This is a genomic window from Streptomyces sp. NWU339, from assembly GCF_003143855.1.
Lineage (GTDB): Bacteria > Actinomycetota > Actinomycetes > Streptomycetales > Streptomycetaceae > Streptomyces.
Genome location: NZ_QFRK01000049.1, coordinates 1 through 16748 on the forward strand (window position 1 = coordinate 1; position 16748 = coordinate 16748).

The 16748-nt window shown below is 69.7% G+C and carries 11 protein-coding genes; 9 read left to right on the forward strand and 2 right to left on the reverse strand.

Going from position 1 to position 16748, the window contains the following annotated elements:
• The first annotated feature begins 230 nt into the window (after window positions 1-230).
• From benA to DIZ27_RS35520, 7 genes are all read left to right on the forward strand, one after another.
• Window positions 231-1580, forward strand: a complete 1350-nt coding sequence (gene benA, locus DIZ27_RS35490) for a benzoate 1,2-dioxygenase large subunit (RefSeq protein WP_109382531.1) — start codon at window positions 231-233, stop codon at window positions 1578-1580.
• Window positions 1577-2083: a benzoate 1,2-dioxygenase small subunit gene (gene benB / locus DIZ27_RS35495; RefSeq protein ID WP_109382532.1), complete on the forward strand. Its 507-nt coding sequence runs from the start codon at window positions 1577-1579 to the stop codon at window positions 2081-2083. The genes benA and benB overlap by 4 nt, the downstream gene beginning before the upstream one ends.
• Before the next feature lie 30 nt (window positions 2084-2113).
• Complete coding sequence (benC, locus tag DIZ27_RS35500; protein WP_109382533.1) at window positions 2114-3145, forward strand: benzoate 1,2-dioxygenase electron transfer component BenC; 1032 nt, start codon at window positions 2114-2116, stop codon at window positions 3143-3145.
• Complete coding sequence (benD, locus tag DIZ27_RS35505) at window positions 3142-3918, forward strand: benzoate diol dehydrogenase BenD (RefSeq protein ID WP_109382534.1); 777 nt, start codon at window positions 3142-3144, stop codon at window positions 3916-3918. Before benC ends, benD begins: the two co-directional genes overlap by 4 nt.
• Before the next feature lie 149 nt (window positions 3919-4067).
• Entirely contained in the window at window positions 4068-5450 is a 1383-nt protein-coding gene (locus tag DIZ27_RS35510; RefSeq protein ID WP_109382535.1) for an MFS transporter, read from the forward strand.
• Window positions 5443-8256, forward strand: a complete 2814-nt coding sequence (locus DIZ27_RS35515) for a LuxR family transcriptional regulator (protein WP_109382536.1) — start codon at window positions 5443-5445, stop codon at window positions 8254-8256. The genes DIZ27_RS35510 and DIZ27_RS35515 overlap by 8 nt, the downstream gene beginning before the upstream one ends.
• A gap of 627 nt (window positions 8257-8883) precedes the next feature.
• On the forward strand, window positions 8884-10200 hold the full coding sequence (locus DIZ27_RS35520) for a benzoate/H(+) symporter BenE family transporter (protein ID WP_219933687.1): 1317 nt from the start codon (window positions 8884-8886) through the stop codon (window positions 10198-10200).
• A gap of 242 nt (window positions 10201-10442) precedes the next feature.
• Here the strand turns inward: DIZ27_RS35520 and DIZ27_RS35525 are convergent, their stop codons facing one another.
• Window positions 10443-11972 (reverse strand): UDP-N-acetylglucosamine 1-carboxyvinyltransferase, encoded by a 1530-nt coding sequence (locus DIZ27_RS35525; RefSeq protein WP_109382537.1) that lies wholly within the window; start codon window positions 11970-11972, stop codon window positions 10443-10445.
• An 82-nt stretch (window positions 11973-12054) separates the two neighbouring features.
• Window positions 12055-12255 (reverse strand): DUF4236 domain-containing protein, encoded by a 201-nt coding sequence (locus DIZ27_RS35530; RefSeq protein WP_181383844.1) that lies wholly within the window; start codon window positions 12253-12255, stop codon window positions 12055-12057.
• 377 nt (window positions 12256-12632) lie between these two features.
• Here DIZ27_RS35530 and acnA point away from each other — a divergent pair, with 377 nt between their 5' ends.
• Both acnA and DIZ27_RS35540 read left to right on the forward strand, forming a co-directional pair.
• Window positions 12633-15356 carry an aconitate hydratase AcnA gene (gene acnA / locus DIZ27_RS35535; RefSeq protein WP_109382539.1) on the forward strand — a complete coding sequence of 908 codons (2724 nt, stop codon included), beginning with the start codon at window positions 12633-12635 and terminating at the stop codon, window positions 15354-15356.
• Between the two features lie 259 nt (window positions 15357-15615).
• Window positions 15616-16707 (forward strand): lytic polysaccharide monooxygenase, encoded by a 1092-nt coding sequence (locus DIZ27_RS35540; RefSeq protein ID WP_109382540.1) that lies wholly within the window; start codon window positions 15616-15618, stop codon window positions 16705-16707.
• Window positions 16708-16748: the final 41 nt, after the last annotated feature.

Consider the following 16748-nt stretch of genomic DNA (forward strand, 5'->3'; position numbering starts at 1 on the left):
GGAAGCGGGCGAGGCACACCGCGTCGGGCAGCGGCTGCGGTGACGGGGTACGGGCCAGTTGCTCCAGGCCCGACGGCATAGGAGAAGATGAGACAGCAGGCACGGTCTTCGGTTGTGGTTACGTGAACTCGACACTCACATGATCAACGAGGCCGTGCCTGCACCTGCATCCGGGCTCCATAAAGCGACATGGCAGCCCATCACCGGGCAACCTCACCCAACCCGCAACCTTGCAAAGTCCCTGCTTCAGCCGTGCGCGGACCATCCTCGAAGACGCCCTCGTGGAGGACCCGGACAGCGGTGTGTACCGGGTCCGACGCAGTGTCTTCACCGACGAGGAGCTCTTCGAGCTCGAGATGAAGCACATCTTCGAGGGGAACTGGGTCTACCTCGCGCACGAGAGTCAGGTCCCCGAGGCCGGCGACTACTTCACGACGTACATCGGCCGTCAGCCCGTCGTCATCTCCCGTGACAAAAAGGGCGAGTTGCACTGCCTGATCAACGCGTGCAGCCACCGCGGCGCGATGCTCTGCCGCCGCAAGACGGACAACCGCACCACCTTCACCTGCCCCTTCCACGGCTGGACGTTCAGCAACAACGGTCGGCTGCTGAAGGTGAAGGACCCGCGGGAGGCCGGCTACCCGGAGCAGTTCAACACCGACGGCTCGCACGACCTGAAGAAGGTCGCCCGCTTCGAGTCCTACCGCGGGTTCCTGTTCGGCAGCCTGAACCCGGACGTCAAGCCGCTCACCGAACACCTGGGGGACGCGGCGGTCGTCATCGACATGATCGTCGACCAGTCGCCGGAGGGCCTGGAGGTGCTGCGCGGCTCCTCCACGTACTACTACGACGGCAACTGGAAGCTGCAGGCGGAGAACGGCGCCGACGGCTACCACGTCTCCGCCACCCACTGGAACTACGCCGCCACCCAGGCCCGCCGCACCTCCGGCGAGTCGAAGAACGACACGAAGACGATGGACGCGGGCGGCTGGTCCAAGCAGAAGGGCGGCTTCTACTCCTTCGACCACGGCCACCTGCTGCTGTGGACCAAGTGGCTCGACCCCGCCAACCGGCCCCTCCACGACAAGCGCGACGAACTGGCGGAGCGGGTCGGCCCCGAGCGGGCCGACTGGATGATCGGCGTCTCCCGCAATCTGTGCCTGTACCCCAACGTGTACCTGATGGACCAGTTCAGCTCGCAGATCCGGCACTTCCGACCCATCTCCGTCGACAAGACCGAGGTCACCATCTACTGCATCGCCCCCAAGGGCGAGCCGGCCGAGGCCCGCGCGCTCCGCATCCGGCAGTACGAGGACTTCTTCAACGCCACCGGCATGGCCACCCCGGACGACCTGGAGGAGTTCCGCTCCTGCCAGAAGACCTACCTCGCCGAGTCCATGCCCTGGAACGACCTCAGCCGTGGCGCCGTACACCAGATCGACGGACCCGACGAGGACGCCAAGAAGATCGGCATCAACCCGATCGCCAGCGGCGTGCGCACCGAGGACGAGGGCCTCTACCCCATCCAGCACGGCTACTGGCTCGACACCCTGCGCAAGGCCCTGGAGGAGGCGAAGTGACCACGGCGACCGAACAGTCCACGCTGGAGGGGATCCGGCAGTTCCTCTACCGCGAGGCCCGGTACCTGGACGACCGCGAGTTCGAGAAGTGGCTGGAGTGCTACCACCCGGACGCCGAGTTCTGGATGCCGGCCTGGGCTGACGACGACGAGCTCACCCGCGACCCGCAGCGCGAGGTCTCCCTGATCTACTACCCGAGCCGGGCCGGCCTGGAGGACCGCGTCTTCCGCATCCGCACCGACCGCTCCAGCGCGACCAGCCTGCCCGAGCCGCGCACCGGTCACAACATCACCAACGTCGAGGTCGCCGGCCGCGACGGCGACACGGTGGACGTGCGCTTCAACTGGTTCACGCTCTACTACCGCTACCAGGCCGTCGACACGTACTTCGGCACGTCGTACTACACCCTCGACCTGTCGGGGCCCGAGCCGCTCATCACGCGCAAGAAGGTCGTCCTGAAGAACGACTACGTGCACCACGTCGTCGACATCTACCACGTCTGAGCCCCCGAGACCGCTGAAATGAGCTCCCGCATGTCCTTCCAGGTCGCCCTGAACTTCGAGGACGGCATCACCCGCTTCATCGAGTGCCGCCCCGACGAGACCGTCGCCGAGGCCTCCTACAAGGCCCGGATCAACATCCCTCTCGACTGCCGTGACGGCGCCTGCGGTACCTGCAAATCACTGTGCGAGTCGGGCAGTTACGACGGAGGCGACTACATCGACGAAGCCCTGACCGACGACGAGGCGGCAGCCGGCTACTGCCTGCCCTGCCAGATGACCCCGCACAGCGACCTCGTGCTGCGCGTTCCCTCCTCCTCGGCCGCCGCGAAGACCGGCCCGGCCGCGTTCGCCGCGACCGTGGCCGACCTCAGGCGGCTCTCCGCCACCACGGTGGAGTTCACGCTCGACGTCGACAACCGGGAGGGCCTCGACTTCCTGCCCGGCCAGTACGTCAACATCGCCGTGCCCGGCACCGACCAGGCCCGCTCGTACTCCTTCAGCTCCGGTCCCGCCCAGCGGCAGATCTCGTTCCTGGTGCGCATCGTCCCGGACGGTGTGATGTCCGGCTACCTCACCGAGCGGGCCAAGGTCGGCGACCGCATCGAGTTCACCGGCCCGATGGGCAGCTTCTACCTGCGCGAGCTCTCCCGCCCCAGCCTGCTGCTGGCGGGCGGCACCGGCCTCGCGCCCCTGTTGTCGATGCTGGAACGGATGGCCCAGCAGCCGCCGACCCACCCGGTCCACCTGCTCTACGGCGTCACCACCGACCAGGACCTCGTCCATCTGGACACGTTGGGCGACTACGCGGAGGTCATCCCCGGCTTCACCTTCGACCACTGTGTCGCCGACGCCTCCAGCACCGCCCGCAACAAGGGCTTCGTCACCGGGCTGATGGACGCCGGAACGCTGCACGACGGTGACGTGGACGTCTACCTGTGCGGCCCGCCCGCCATGGTCGAGGCCGTACGCGGTCACATCGCCTCCCTCGGCGTGATCCCCGCGAGCTTCCACTACGAGAAGTTCACCCCGGCCACCGTACGCACCACGGCGGAGGCGGCGTGAGCGTGCATGTCGAGCGGTTCACCGGAAAGAACGTCGTGGTCACCGGCGCGGCCCAGGGCATCGGCCTCGCGGTCGCCCGCCGACTGGCCGCCGAGTCCGCCCGGCTGACCCTCGTCGACCGGTCCGAACTCGTCCACGGGGCGGCCGCCGAACTGGGCGCACAGGCCATCACCGCCGACCTGGAGTCGTACACCGGGGCGGAGGAGGCGATCACCGCCGCGCGGAGGCACCACGGCCGGATCGACGTCCTGGTCAACAACGTGGGCGGCGCGATCAACTTCAAACCGTTCACCGAGTTCACGGCCGAGGAGATCCAGGCGGAGATCACCCGCTCGCTGATGACCACCCTGTGGTCCTGCCGTGCGGTGCTGCCGACCATGACGGGGCAAGGACACGGCGTGATCGTCAACGTCTCCTCGTGCGCGACCCGCGGCATCCACCGCATCCCGTACTCCGCGGCCAAGGGCGGCATCAACGCGCTCACCGCGTCGCTCGCCTTCGAGTGCGCCGACGCCGGAATCCGTGTGGTCGCGACAGCACCGGGCGGCACGGAGGCACCCCCACGCCGCATCTCCCGGGGCACGCCCGCGCCGCGGAGCGACCGGGAGAAGGAGTGGGTCCAGGCCCACATCGACCAGACCCTCGCCTCCTCCCTGCTGAAGCGCTACGGCACGCTCGACGAGCAGGCCGCGGCGATCTGTTTCCTCGCCTCCGACGAAGCGTCCTACATCACCGGCACGGTGCTCCCCGTGGCCGGCGGCGACCTCGGCTGACCGTCACTCCCACCCCCCCGCACCTTGCTACCCCCCACCCGATTGATGCAGATCACCTCTCCACGCGCCGCTGCCCGGCCTCCTCCCCCCTCTCGTGGCCGGGCAGCGGGGACACCACCCGTCCACTCACACGAACACGGGGTCCCCCGATGAACACTCCGCAGCTCAGAACCACCGATCCACGGCACCGCGCCACCCTGCGCTGGATCGTCGCCCTCACCGCTGCCACCCTCGTCTTCGACGGCTACGACCTCGTCGTCTACGGCACGGTCGTCCCCGTCCTCCTCCGCGACCCGAGCCAGATCGGGCACCTCACGCCCACCGAGGCCGGTGCCCTCGGCAGTTACGCGCTCATCGGCGTCATGGTCGGCGCTCTGCTCGCGGGCGCCATCGGCGACCACATCGGGCGGCGCCGCGTCATGCTGGCCGGTATCGCATGGTTCTCGGTCGCCATGGGGCTGAGCGCGTTCGCCACCGACATGACCGTCTTCGGCGTCCTGCGCTTCCTCACCGGCATCGGGGTGGGCGCGCTCGTGGCCACCGCCGGCGCCCTGATCGCCGAGTTCGCCCCGCCCCACCGCCGCAACGTGTACAACGCGATCGTCTACAGCGGGATCCCCGCCGGGGGCGTGCTCGCGGCCCTGCTGGCGCTGCTCGCACCCGGGGGCGACGGCTGGCGTCTGCTGTTCCTCTTCGGCGCCGCGCCCCTCGTGCTGCTCCTTCCGTTCGCCGTGCTGCGGCTGCCCGAGTCGCCGAAGTGGCTTCTGGCTTGCGGGGACGCGGCACGCGCCCGTGACGTTGCCGAGCGCACCGGCGTGCCGCTGCCCGACTCAGTCGGGACAACCCAGGAGGAGAACCACAAGAAGGCCAAGGTGGGCTTCGCCGCCCTCGCCACCCGTCGCTATGCCTGGGCCACCTTCCTGCTCGGCCTCATGAGCTGCTCGGGCCTGCTGCTCACCTACGCTTTGAACACCTGGCTTCCCGAGATCATGGGACAGAGCGGCTTCGGAAAGTCCTACTCCCTTCTCTTCCTGCTCACCCTGAACGGCGGTGCCATCGTCGGCGGCCTGATCGCCTCCCGGTCCGCCGACCGACTCGGCCCGCGGCCGGTGATCGCCACGACGTTCGTGCTGGCCGCCGTGTCCCTCTGCCTGCTCACCCTCGGGATGCCGCTCGGTGTCCTGCTGGCCCTGGTCGCCGTCGCCGGTGTCGGTACCATCGGCACCCAGGTCCTCATCTACGGCTTCGTCTCCACCTACTACGACACCGTGGCCCGCGCGGCCGGCGTCGCCTGGTGCGCCGGATTCGGCCGACTCGGCGGCATCGGCGGCCCCCTCGTGGGCGGGGCGCTCATGAGCTCGGGCCTCTCCCCGCGCGACGCCTTCTACGTCTTCGCCGGCGTCGCCGTCCTCGGCACCCTGGTGACCTGCCTCGTCCCCCGCCGGGCAGCCGAACCGGCCCTCTCCACGGCGACCACCGGCGCCCCCGCGTCACCGGGCGCCGACGGTGCTAGCGTGCTCGCCCATGAATGACCGCCCTGAGCTGCAGCGAAGCCTGATCGGGCGGGCCGGCGAGGCCGCCGCGCTGACCCGCTCGATCACTTCCGCCTTCTCGGGAAATCCGGTCCTGGTGCTGGTCGAGGGACCGGCGGGCATCGGCAAGACGGCCCTGGTGGAGCAGGCCCTCGAGACCGAGCGCGTCCAAGCCGCAGGGGCCTCGCCGCGGGTCCTGCGCGTCACCGGGGTCGCGTGGGAGTCGGACCTGCCGCTCGGCGTCGCCGACCAGCTCGTCCGCGCCTGCGGAAACGGCACCGGCAGCGGCACCTTTCCGCCCGACCCCACGGCCCCGGACGCCGTCCTCGGCACCTCCCGGATTCTGCTCCGCCAGTGGACGACCGCGCAGGAGACGGAGCCACTGGTGGTGATCGTCGACGACGCCCACTGGGCCGACGCGGAGAGCCTGCGCGCCATCCGGTCGACGGTGCGCCGGATGGCGAACGAGCGGGTGCTCGTCCTCCTGATCGCGCGGGACGAACCGTACGAGCTGTACGACATGCGCAGAGCGCACGAGGAGCTGCCGCTGTCGGCTCTGCGGACCCTGGAGTTCCTCGACGGCTGCCAGGACGCCGCCGTACGGCCCGGGCCACTGACCGCCGAGGACGTCCGGACGCTCGCCTGCGAGGTCCACGGACTCGCCTTGGACCTGCCCGCAGCCCGCCACCTGTGCCGCCACACACTGGGCAACCCCCGCCACCTCACGCAGCTGCTGCGCGAACTGCCCCGCGAGACCTGGCACGACTGGCGGCCCGAACTGCCCGCGCCCGCCCGCTACGCCGCGGCCGTCCGTCACCGGCTCGCCCAATGCGGTGAGAGCGCCCGTCAGCTGGTTCAGGCGTGCTCCGTCCTCGGCGACGACGCCTCGCTCGCCGAGGCCACCGAGCTGACCGGCGTCGCCGACGCCCTGCCCGCGGTCGACGAAGCACGAGCGGCAGGGCTGCTCACCGTCACCATCGACCCCGGACGCGCCCAGCTGTCCTTCACGCATCCTTTGGTCCGGGCTGCCGTCCTCACCGGTATCCCGCTCACCCACCGTGCCGAGTTGCACCACCGCGCCGTCGAGGTCACCGCGGACCGCGGCAGTCGGCTTGTGCACCGGGTCGCCGCCACCAGCACGGCGGACGACGCGCTGGCCGACGAACTCGACGCGTACGCCGCCGAACGCGCCTCCGCCGGCGAGTGGTCCACCGTGGCCGACACCCTGGTGCGGGCCGGCCGCCTGAGCACCGTGCTAGCCGTACGGGAGGACCGGCTGCTGCGCGCCGTCGACGCGATGATCGGCGCCGGCGACGTGCCACAGGCCACGGCGTTCGCCGCGGAACTGGAGAGCTTCCCCGCGGACATCCTGCGGGGTGCGGTCCTCGGTTACCTGGCCATCATGCGCGGTCGTCCGGTCGAGGCCGACGCCTTCCTGGCCCAGGCCTGGGAACGCTGCGAGTCGGCGCGGCACACCGACCTGATGGCCAGGATCTGCCAGCGGCGCGTCCTGCATGCACTCGGCCGCTTCGACGGCCGCGACCTCGTCGCCTGGGCCCGCCGGGCCATCGAGCTGGCGGACCCCGACGACCCCTCGGCCATCGAGTCACAGGCGGTGCTCGGGCTCGGCCTGGCCGCGATGGGGCGGCCCGACGAAGCGCTGGCCGCCTACGAGACGGCCGCCGCCGAACTTCCCGGCGGCGCGCAGTCCCAGCGCTTCCAGCTCGGCCGCGGCTGGGTGGACGTCGCCCTGGACGCCCCGGAGGACGCCCGTCGCAGGCTCGAAGCGGCCGTGCCCACGGGCTACCGGATGGGCTCCACCCGTATCTCCCTGTGGGCGCAGGGCTGGCTGGCCCGCACCCAGTTCGCACTCGGCGCCTGGCCGGAGGCCCTGGAGACCGTGCAGCGGGCCGCCGTCCACCTTGCCGAGGTGCGCATCGAGCTGTGCCGTCCGCTGGTCCACTGGACGGGGGCGCAGGTCCACGCCCTCAGGGGCGACTGGGAGGCCGCAGAGCACCACGTGGGCGAGGCCCACGCCGCCCTGCATCACTACGAGGTCATGCTGGTCCCCTCCTGCCTGGCCCGAGCCCAGGTCGCCGAGGCGCGCGGCGACTACGAACGCGTCGTGGAAGCCCTGTCACCGCTCGTCCACCTGTCCCAGCGGCTGTCGGTGGACGAGCCGGGCTTCTGGCCCTGGTCCGACGTGTACGCCAACGCCCTGGTGATGACCGGCTGCCTCGACGAAGCCGAGACCTTCCTCGCACCGCACGAGGACCTGGCCGCCCGTCGTGTCCGCCGCTCCGCCATGGCCCGCCTCGGCCTGGCCCGCGGCCGACTCACCGCAGCCCGGGGCGACATCGACACCGCCCGCAAGGAGTTCGAGCAGGCCCTCGCCCACCTCGAACATCTCCCCCTCCCCTACGACCGCGCCCGGGTGAACTTCGCCTATGGCCAGACCCTGCGCCGCGCCGGCAAGCGCCGCGAGGCCGACACCGTCCTGAAGAACGCCCGCGACGCCTACGTCGCGCTCGGCGCCCGCACCTACGTCGAGCGCTGCGACCGCGAACTCAAGGCCGGCGGCCTGCACACCGCCCGTCTCACCCCCGGCCTGGCCCGCCTCACCCCGCAGGAACAGGCCGTCGCCCGCCTGGTCGCGGACGGCGCCACCAACCAGCAGGCAGCCCTGGAGCTCTTCATCTCCGTCAAGACCGTCCAGTACCACCTGACGCACGTCTACTCCAAGCTCGGCATCCGCTCGCGCAGCGAGCTGGCGGCCCGCTTCCGGGAGATGTCGGCGCAGGACTGACCGTCGAGCGGCTCGTCCGTCGATCCCGGTGCGGTCCACTGACGGAATCGGGGTGAACCGACGGCGGCACGTGAACTCACTGCCGGAGTCGGGCAACCGCCTCCCCTCCCACATGGCCGGTGCCATGGCCCGCGGGTGAGGGAATCCCGCATCCGGCCCTGACGGTGTCAAGAACGCCGCAGGCAGTACGAGCGAGTAGAGGTCGTGCGCCACCGGCACGGGATCGGGCCATGCGCGATCGCAACCCGACGGCGACGGATCCGGCATGGCGAGGGGCGGCGGGGAAGGCGTCAGCGTCGAACTCGACGCTGACGCCTTCCCCGCCGAGGAGGGGCCCCGTCGCTCATCGCCACCTTCGGGGTCTCCTTCGTCCTGCGTCCACTCGGCGCCCTGGTCCTCCGGGGCGAACCTGGGGTTTTGTCGGATGCGGCCGGAACACGCCCTGTGCCACGCTCGTCAGTCGGCCGTCGGCGCGCAACACGTTCCGATCCGTACCGAACTCCGCGCCATTGCACGGGCATTGGCGAGCGCCCGGCGCCGGAGGAAGGACGAGTGTCGGATCCGGCGCGTCGGAGTCCCGCCGTCCAGGACGTTTCTGGAAGGCGAGCAGCGAGAGTGAGGAGAACTGTGCCGTCCGACTCCGCCCCCACCACCCGTGCCGAGGTCGCCGGCCGCTCGGCCCTGCCGCAGCGGAAGGACGGTGAGCACCGCTTCGAACGTCCCGTCTGGCCTCCGCCGGGACCGCGGCGCGTCGCCGAGGACTTCGGTGCCCTGTATGCGGCGAACGGTGTCGTCGCGGCGGTCTTCTCGATGACCGGACCGGTCGCCGTGATTCTGGCCGAAGGCACCCGCGGCGGGCTCTCACAGGCCGAGATCGCCTCGTGGATCTTCGGCGTGTTCTTCCTCAACGGTCTGCTGACCATGCTTGCCTGCTGGCTCTACCGTCAGCCGCTGGCGTTCTTCTGGACCATCCCCGGAACCGTGGTGGTCGGGACGTCCCTGAACCATCTGACGTGGCCGGAAGTCATCGGTGCGTACGTCGTCACCGGCGTGCTGATCCTCTTCCTCGGACTGACCGGCTCCGTGCGCCGTGTCATGTCCTGGCTGCCGATGCCGATCGTGATGGCGATGGTCGCCGGGGTCTTCCTCAAGTTCGGTACGGATCTGGTGCGGGCGGTGGAGGGACAGGCCGTCCTTGCCGTGCCGATGGTGGCCGCGTTCCTGCTGCTCAGTGCGCCTGCGAATGTCGGCCGCTGGATGCCGCCGGTGCTCGGCGCACTGCTCGTGGGCGCCGTGGCCGTCGTCGTCGCCGGGGACGTTCGGGCGGTGCCCGGCGCGGGCTGGCTGGCGGCGCCGGTGGTCCAGGCACCGCAGTGGTCCTCGGGCGCGATGCTGGAACTGGTGGTGCCGTTGGCCATCACCGTGCTTGTGGTGCAGAACGGTCAGGGCATGGCAGTACTGACCGCCGCCGGCCATCGGCCGCCGATGAACATCGCCACGGTGGCCTGTGGCGTCTGGTCCCTCCTCGCCTCCGTCGTGGGAGCCGTGTCCACATGCCTCACCGGTCCCACGAACGCCCTGCTGACCGCGTCCGGCCGGCGCACGAGGCAGTACACCTCGGGCATTCTCTGTGGTTTTCTGGCCGTCGTCTTCGGACTCTTGGCCCCGGGCTTCGTACGGATGATGACGGCGATGCCGGAGGCATTCGTCGCGGCCCTCGGAGGTCTGGCGATGCTCCCGGCACTCAGGTCCGCGTTCACGGCGGCGTTCAGCTCCAGATGCACCTTCGGCGCGCTCGTGAGCTTCCTTGTCACGGTCGCGGACGTTCAACTCCTGAACATCGGGTCGGCGTTCTGGGGCCTGCTTGCCGGGCTGCTGGTCAGCCGGCTGCTGGAACCGGCCGACTTCCGGCGGGCGACGACCGCGCCGCCTACGAGCGGCTGATCGCCGGAGCCCACGACCGCTGCCCCCGTTCGGATTCCTGCCTCACGCGGGCGCACGGGGAAGCGCCGCCATCGAGGCGATCTTCGCATAGCCCCGGGCCGGCCGGGACAGGTCTGGACAGCCGCCGTAGTCTCCGCCCGGGCCCAAAGTCCCAGAGAAGTCCCACAGGTGCCGCCGCACCTCTTCCTGACCCGCATTCACGCAGGTCAGACAGGGCGCGGCGGCATCTGTGCGGCGGAGATTCAGATGTCCCGGAAGATCTCGATCTGGGCCCCGACCGAGTTCAGTCGCTCCGCCAGGTCCTCGTAACCCCGGTTGATGACGTAGACGTTGCGGAGCACCGAGGTGCCCTCGGCGGCCATCATCGCCAGGAGGACGACCACGGCGGGGCGCAGGGCCGGGGGGCACATCATTTCGGCGGCGCGCCAGCGGGTGGGGCCCTCGACCAGGACACGGTGGGGGTCCAGGAGTTGGAGGCGGCCGCCGAGGCGGTTGAGGTCGGTCAGGTAGATGGCGCGGTTGTCGTAGACCCAGTCGTGGATGAGGGTCTGGCCCTGCGCGACCGCCGCGATCGCCGCGAAGAACGGGACGTTGTCGATGTTCAGGCCCGGGAACGGCATCGGGTGGATCTTGTCGATCGGCGCCTCCAGCTTGGAGGGCCGGACCGTGAGGTCGACCAGCCGGGTGCGGCCGTTGTCGGCGACGTACTCGGGGGTGCGGTCGTGGTCGAGGCCCATCTCCTCCAGGACCGCGAGCTCGATCTCCAGGAACTCGATCGGCACCCGGCGCACCGTCAGTTCGGACTCGGTGACGACGGCCGCGGCGAGCAGGCTCATCGCCTCGACCGGGTCCTCGGACGGGGAGTAGTCCACGTCGACGTCGATGGTGTGCATGCCGTGCACGGTGAGCGTGGTGGTGCCGATGCCCTCGACCCTGACGCCCAGCGCTTCCAGGAAGAAACACAGGTCCTGGACCATGTAGTTGGAGGAGGCGTTGCGTATGACGGTGACGCCGTCGTGCCGGGCGGCGGCCAGCAGCGCGTTCTCGGTGACCGTGTCCCCGCGTTCGGTCAGCACGATCGGCCGGTCCGGGCGCACGGCGCGGTCCACCACCGCGTGGTACTGCCCCTCGGTCGCGGCGATCTCCAGGCCGAACCGGCGCAGCGCGATCATGTGCGGCTCGACGGTGCGGGTACCGAGGTCGCAGCCGCCCGCGTACGGCAGCATGAAGCGGTCCTGGCGGTGCAGCAGCGGGCCGAGGAACATGATGATCGAGCGAGTGCGGCGGGCCGCGTCCGCGTCGATGGAGTCCAGGTCCAGCGTGGCGGGCGGCACGATCTCCAGGTCGACGCCGTCGTTGATCCACCGGGTGCGGACGCCGATGGAGCCCAGCACCTCCAGGAGGCGGTACACCTCCTCGATGCGGGCGACGCGGCGCAGCACCGTGCGGCCCCGGTTGAGCAGGGAGGCGCACAGCAGTGCCACGCACGCGTTCTTGCTCGTCTTCACATCGATGGCGCCCGAGAGGCGGCGGCCGCCGACGACCCGCAGATGCATGGGGCCGGCGTAGCCCAGAGAGACGATCTCGCTGTCGAGTGCTTCACCGATGCGGGCGATCATCTCAAGACTGATGTTCTGGTTGCCGCGCTCGATGCGGTTGACGGCGCTCTGGCTGGTGCCGAGAGCCTCCGCCAGCTGTGCCTGTGTCCAGCCGCGGTGTTGCCGGGCGTCGCGGATGAGCTTGCCGATGCGTACGAGGTAGTCGTCTGACATGAGGCTGAGGCTATCTCAGATATGAGATGGCGCCTCCTGGGGGCCTCTTGAGTGGGGCCATTCGGGTGATATGACGTCAATACTACCTGGTGCGGCGGGTGCTGCGCGTGCGCCGCCATCCGAAAGGTCCGGGCAAATCCACCGATGTCGTATGACGCCCCGTGCTGCTCGTGGTGTGGCGCGGGCCGCGCCTCCCGCCGGTGGTGATGGACCAGGAGCGCTTGTTGATGTTCAGCCGCACCCCCGGAAAGATCCTGAAGCTCTTGCGGAACGTGAGCGGCATCCCTGCCTCCCTCCCTGGGTTCACGGCGCCGGGTTCGCGGCGCCGTCCCGGTGCGCATACCCCGTCCGGGGCCGGTGATGGCGGGGTCGAGGGGAGAAGGGTCGGGAATGAGGAGAGGGTCGGGAATGGGGTACCCGGGGGGCGGTATCCGGGTGCCGTGGGCGGGCCCACGCATGACCATTCGGCCGCGGTGTACTAGAGTTATCTCGACATCGAGATATCTGCCGAGGTGCACCGCAGCCGCCACCCTGGTAAGGGGTACCTAACTTAGCCTTACCTTAGCGGATCGGTCGAGACGTGGGTGGCGGCACCACGCGGCGGTAGCCGCACACGGTTTGCGGTGTGGTGGTACGCGTACATCAATGAAGGAGACTGTCGTGTCGGCGAACAGCTTCGACGCCCGCAGCACGCTGCAGGTGGGCGACGAGTCGTACGAGATTTTCCGGCTGGACAAGGTCGAGGGCTCCGCGCGCCTTCCCTACAGCCTGAAGGTGCTGCTGGAGAACCTGCTCCGTACCGAGGACGGCGCGAACATCACCGCCGACCACATCCGAGCGCTCGGCTCCTGGGACTCCCAGGCCCAGCCGTCGCAGGAGATCCAGTACACCCCGGCCCGTGTGATCATGCAGGACTTCACCGGTGTTCCCTGTGTCGTGGACCTCGCCACCATGCGCGAGGCCGTCAAGGAGCTCGGCGGCGACCCGGCGAAGATCAACCCGCTGGCCCCGGCCGAGCTGGTCATCGACCACTCCGTCATCGCCGACAAGTTCGGCACCAGCGACGCCTTCAAGGTGAACGTCGACCTGGAGTACGGCCGCAACAAGGAGCGCTACCAGTTCCTGCGCTGGGGCCAGACCGCCTTCGACGAGTTCAAGGTCGTCCCGCCCGGCACCGGCATCGTCCACCAGGTGAACATCGAGCACCTGGCCCGTGTCGTCATGACCCGCGACGGCAAGGCCTACCCCGACACCCTGGTCGGCACCGACTCGCACACCACCATGGTCAACGGCCTCGGCGTCCTCGGCTGGGGCGTCGGCGGCATCGAGGCCGAGGCCGCCATGCTCGGCCAGCCGGTCTCCATGCTGATCCCGCGCGTCGTCGGCTTCAAGCTGACCGGTGAGCTCAAGCCCGGCACCACCGCCACCGACCTGGTGCTGACCATCACCGAGATGCTGCGCAAGCACGGCGTCGTCGGCAAGTTCGTCGAGTTCTACGGCGAGGGCGTTGCCGCGACGAGCCTGGCCAACCGCGCCACCATCGGCAACATGTCGCCGGAGTTCGGCTCCACCGCCGCCATCTTCCCGATCGACGACGAGACGCTGAACTACCTGCGCCTGACCGGCCGCAGCGACCAGCAGGTCGCGCTCGTCGAGGCGTACGCCAAGGAGCAGGGCCTCTGGCTGGACCCGAAGGCCGAGCCGGACTTCTCCGAGAAGCTCGAGCTGGACCTGGCCACGGTCGTGCCCTCCATCGCCGGTCCGAAGCGTCCGCAGGACCGCATCGTCCTCGCCGACGCGAAGGCCCAGTTCGCCCAGGACGTGCGCAACTACGTCAAGGACGGCGGCGACGTCGACGAGGCCAGCAAGGAGTCCTTCCCGGCCTCCGACGCGCCGGCCATCTCCGACGGCGCCCCCAGCCACAAGGTGAAGGTCACCGCCGCCGACGGCACGGAGTACGAGCTCGACCACGGTCACGTCACCGTCGCCGCGATCACCTCCTGCACCAACACCTCCAACCCGTACGTCATGGTCGCCGCCGCCCTGGTGGCCAAGAAGGCGGTCGAGAAGGGCCTGACCCGCAAGCCGTGGGTCAAGACCACCCTCGCCCCGGGCTCCAAGGTCGTCACCGACTACTTCGACAAGGCGGGCCTGACCCCGTACCTCGACAAGGTCGGCTTCAACCTCGTCGGCTACGGCTGCACCACCTGCATCGGCAACTCCGGCCCGCTGCCGGAGGAGGTCTCCAAGGCGGTCAACGAGCACGACCTCGCCGTCACCTCGGTGCTCTCCGGCAACCGCAACTTCGAGGGCCGGATCAACCCCGACGTCAAGATGAACTACCTGGCGTCCCCGCCGCTGGTCGTGGCCTACGCCATCGCCGGTTCGATGAAGGTGGACATCACCCGCGAGTCCCTGGGCCTGGACCAGGACGGCAACCCGGTCTTCCTCAAGGACATCTGGCCGACCGAGGCCGAGGTCAACGACGTCGTCGCCAACACCATCGGCGAGGACATGTTCTCCAAGTCCTACTCCGACGTCTTCGCCGGTGACGCCCAGTGGCAGGCGCTGCCGATCCCGACCGGCAACACCTTCGAGTGGGACGCCGAGTCCACCTACGTCCGCAAGCCCCCGTACTTCGAGGGCATGGGCATGGAGCCGGCCCCGGTCGAGGACATCGCCGGCGCCCGCGTCCTGGCCAAGCTGGGCGACTCGGTCACCACCGACCACATCTCCCCGGCCGGCGCCATCAAGGCCGACACCCCGGCCGGCAAGTACCTCACGGAGCACGGCGTCGAGCGCCGCGACTTCAACAGCTACGGCTCCCGCCGTGGCAACCACGAGGTCATGATCCGCGGTACGTTCGCCAACATCCGCCTGCGCAACCAGATCGCGCCGGGCACCGAGGGCGGTTACACCCGCGACTTCACGCAGGACGGCGGGCCGGTGTCGTTCATCTACGACGCCTCGCGCAACTACATCGACCAGGGCGTCCCGCTGGTCGTCCTGGCCGGCAAGGAGTACGGCTCCGGCTCGTCCCGCGACTGGGCCGCCAAGGGCACCGCGCTGCTCGGCGTCAAGGCCGTCATCGCCGAGTCGTACGAGCGCATCCACCGCTCGAACCTCATCGGCATGGGCGTGCTGCCGCTCCAGTTCCCCGAGGGCCACACCGCCGAGACGCTCGGCCTGACCGGCGAGGAGACCTTCTCCATCACCGGCGTCACCGAGCTCAACGACGGCGCCATCCCCCGCACGGTGAAGGTCACCACCGACACCGGCGTCGAGTTCGACGGTGTCGTCCGCATCGACACCCCCGGCGAGGCGGACTACTACCGCAACGGCGGCATCCTGCAGTACGTGCTGCGCAGCCTGATCAGCAAGTGACCTGATCAGCAAGTGACCTGATCAGCAAGCAAGCGGTACCGCAAGGTAGTTGAGGGCCGCATCCCCGTCCGTCGGGGGTGCGGCCCTCACTGCGTCAGCCGTTTACAACCGGAGCGTACGGCGCTACCTTCCTGACGAGTGGGATGGGAGCGCTCCCACCTTTTCGGCGGACCGGAACCCGCCGCGGGCGCGCTCCCGTCTCGCTCGCCCCCATGCACCCATGCGCACGACCCGTACCGCAGCGACGGACAGGTGTGTCATGATCTCGACAATCACGGGGCGCGCTGTCGCTCCCCGATCGACCCTCCCCACCCGCACCAGAGCCCTCTTCCTCGTCCTGGTCTCCCTGCTCGCCACCCTCCCGGCCGTCGGCCTGATCATGACGACGGGCGGCGAGGCGGAGGCGCACGGCACTCCCATGAAGCCCGCCAGCCGGACCTTCCTGTGCTGGCAGGACGGGCTGACCGACACCGGTGAGATCAAACCGGTCAACCCGGCGTGCAAGGCCGCCGCACAGGTCAGCGGCACCACGCCGTTCTACAACTGGTTCTCCGTACTGCGCTCCGACGGCGCCGGCCGCACCGAGGGCTTCGTGCCGGACGGGCAGCTGTGCAGCGGCGGCAACACCGGCTTCACCGGCTTCAACCAGCCGCGTGACGACTGGCCGCTCACCCACCTCACCTCGGGTGCGACCGTCGACTTCTCCTACAATGCCTGGGCTGCGCACCCGGGTTGGTTCTACGTCTACATCACCAAGGACGGCTTCGACCCGACCCGGACCCTCACCTGGAACGACATGGAGAAGCGGCCCTTCCTCTCCGTCGACCACCCGCCGCTCAACGGGTCCCCGGGCACCGTCGAGGCCAACTACTCCTGGACCGGGAAGCTTCCGGAGGGCAAGTCGGGCCGCCACATCGTCTACATGGTCTGGCAGCGGTCGGACAGCGCGGAGACCTTCTACTCCTGCTCCGACGTCGTCTTCGACGGCGGCAACGGCGAGGTGACCGGGATCAAGCAGCCCGGCAACCCCCCGACCGAGCCGGTTCCCGGCCAGTGCACCGCCACCCGCAGCACGACGGGTAGTTGGAACGGCGGCTACCAGTCCCAGGTGACCGTCACCAACAGCGGGAACGTCCCCATGCTCGGCTGGATGGTCGACTGGACCCTCCCGGCCGGTCAGCGGATCGACAGTCTGTGGAGCGGCAACGCCACCTACCAGGGCCAGCACGTCATGGTCCACAACGCCGACTACAACGGCGCGCTGGCCCCGGGGAAGAGTGTCACCTTCGGCTACGTCGTCTCCGGCTCCGGCGGCGACAGCACGACGACCCTGCCCTGCCGGGTCGGCTGAACCCGATGCACCACGAAGCGGGTCCGGGCCACCACGGCCCG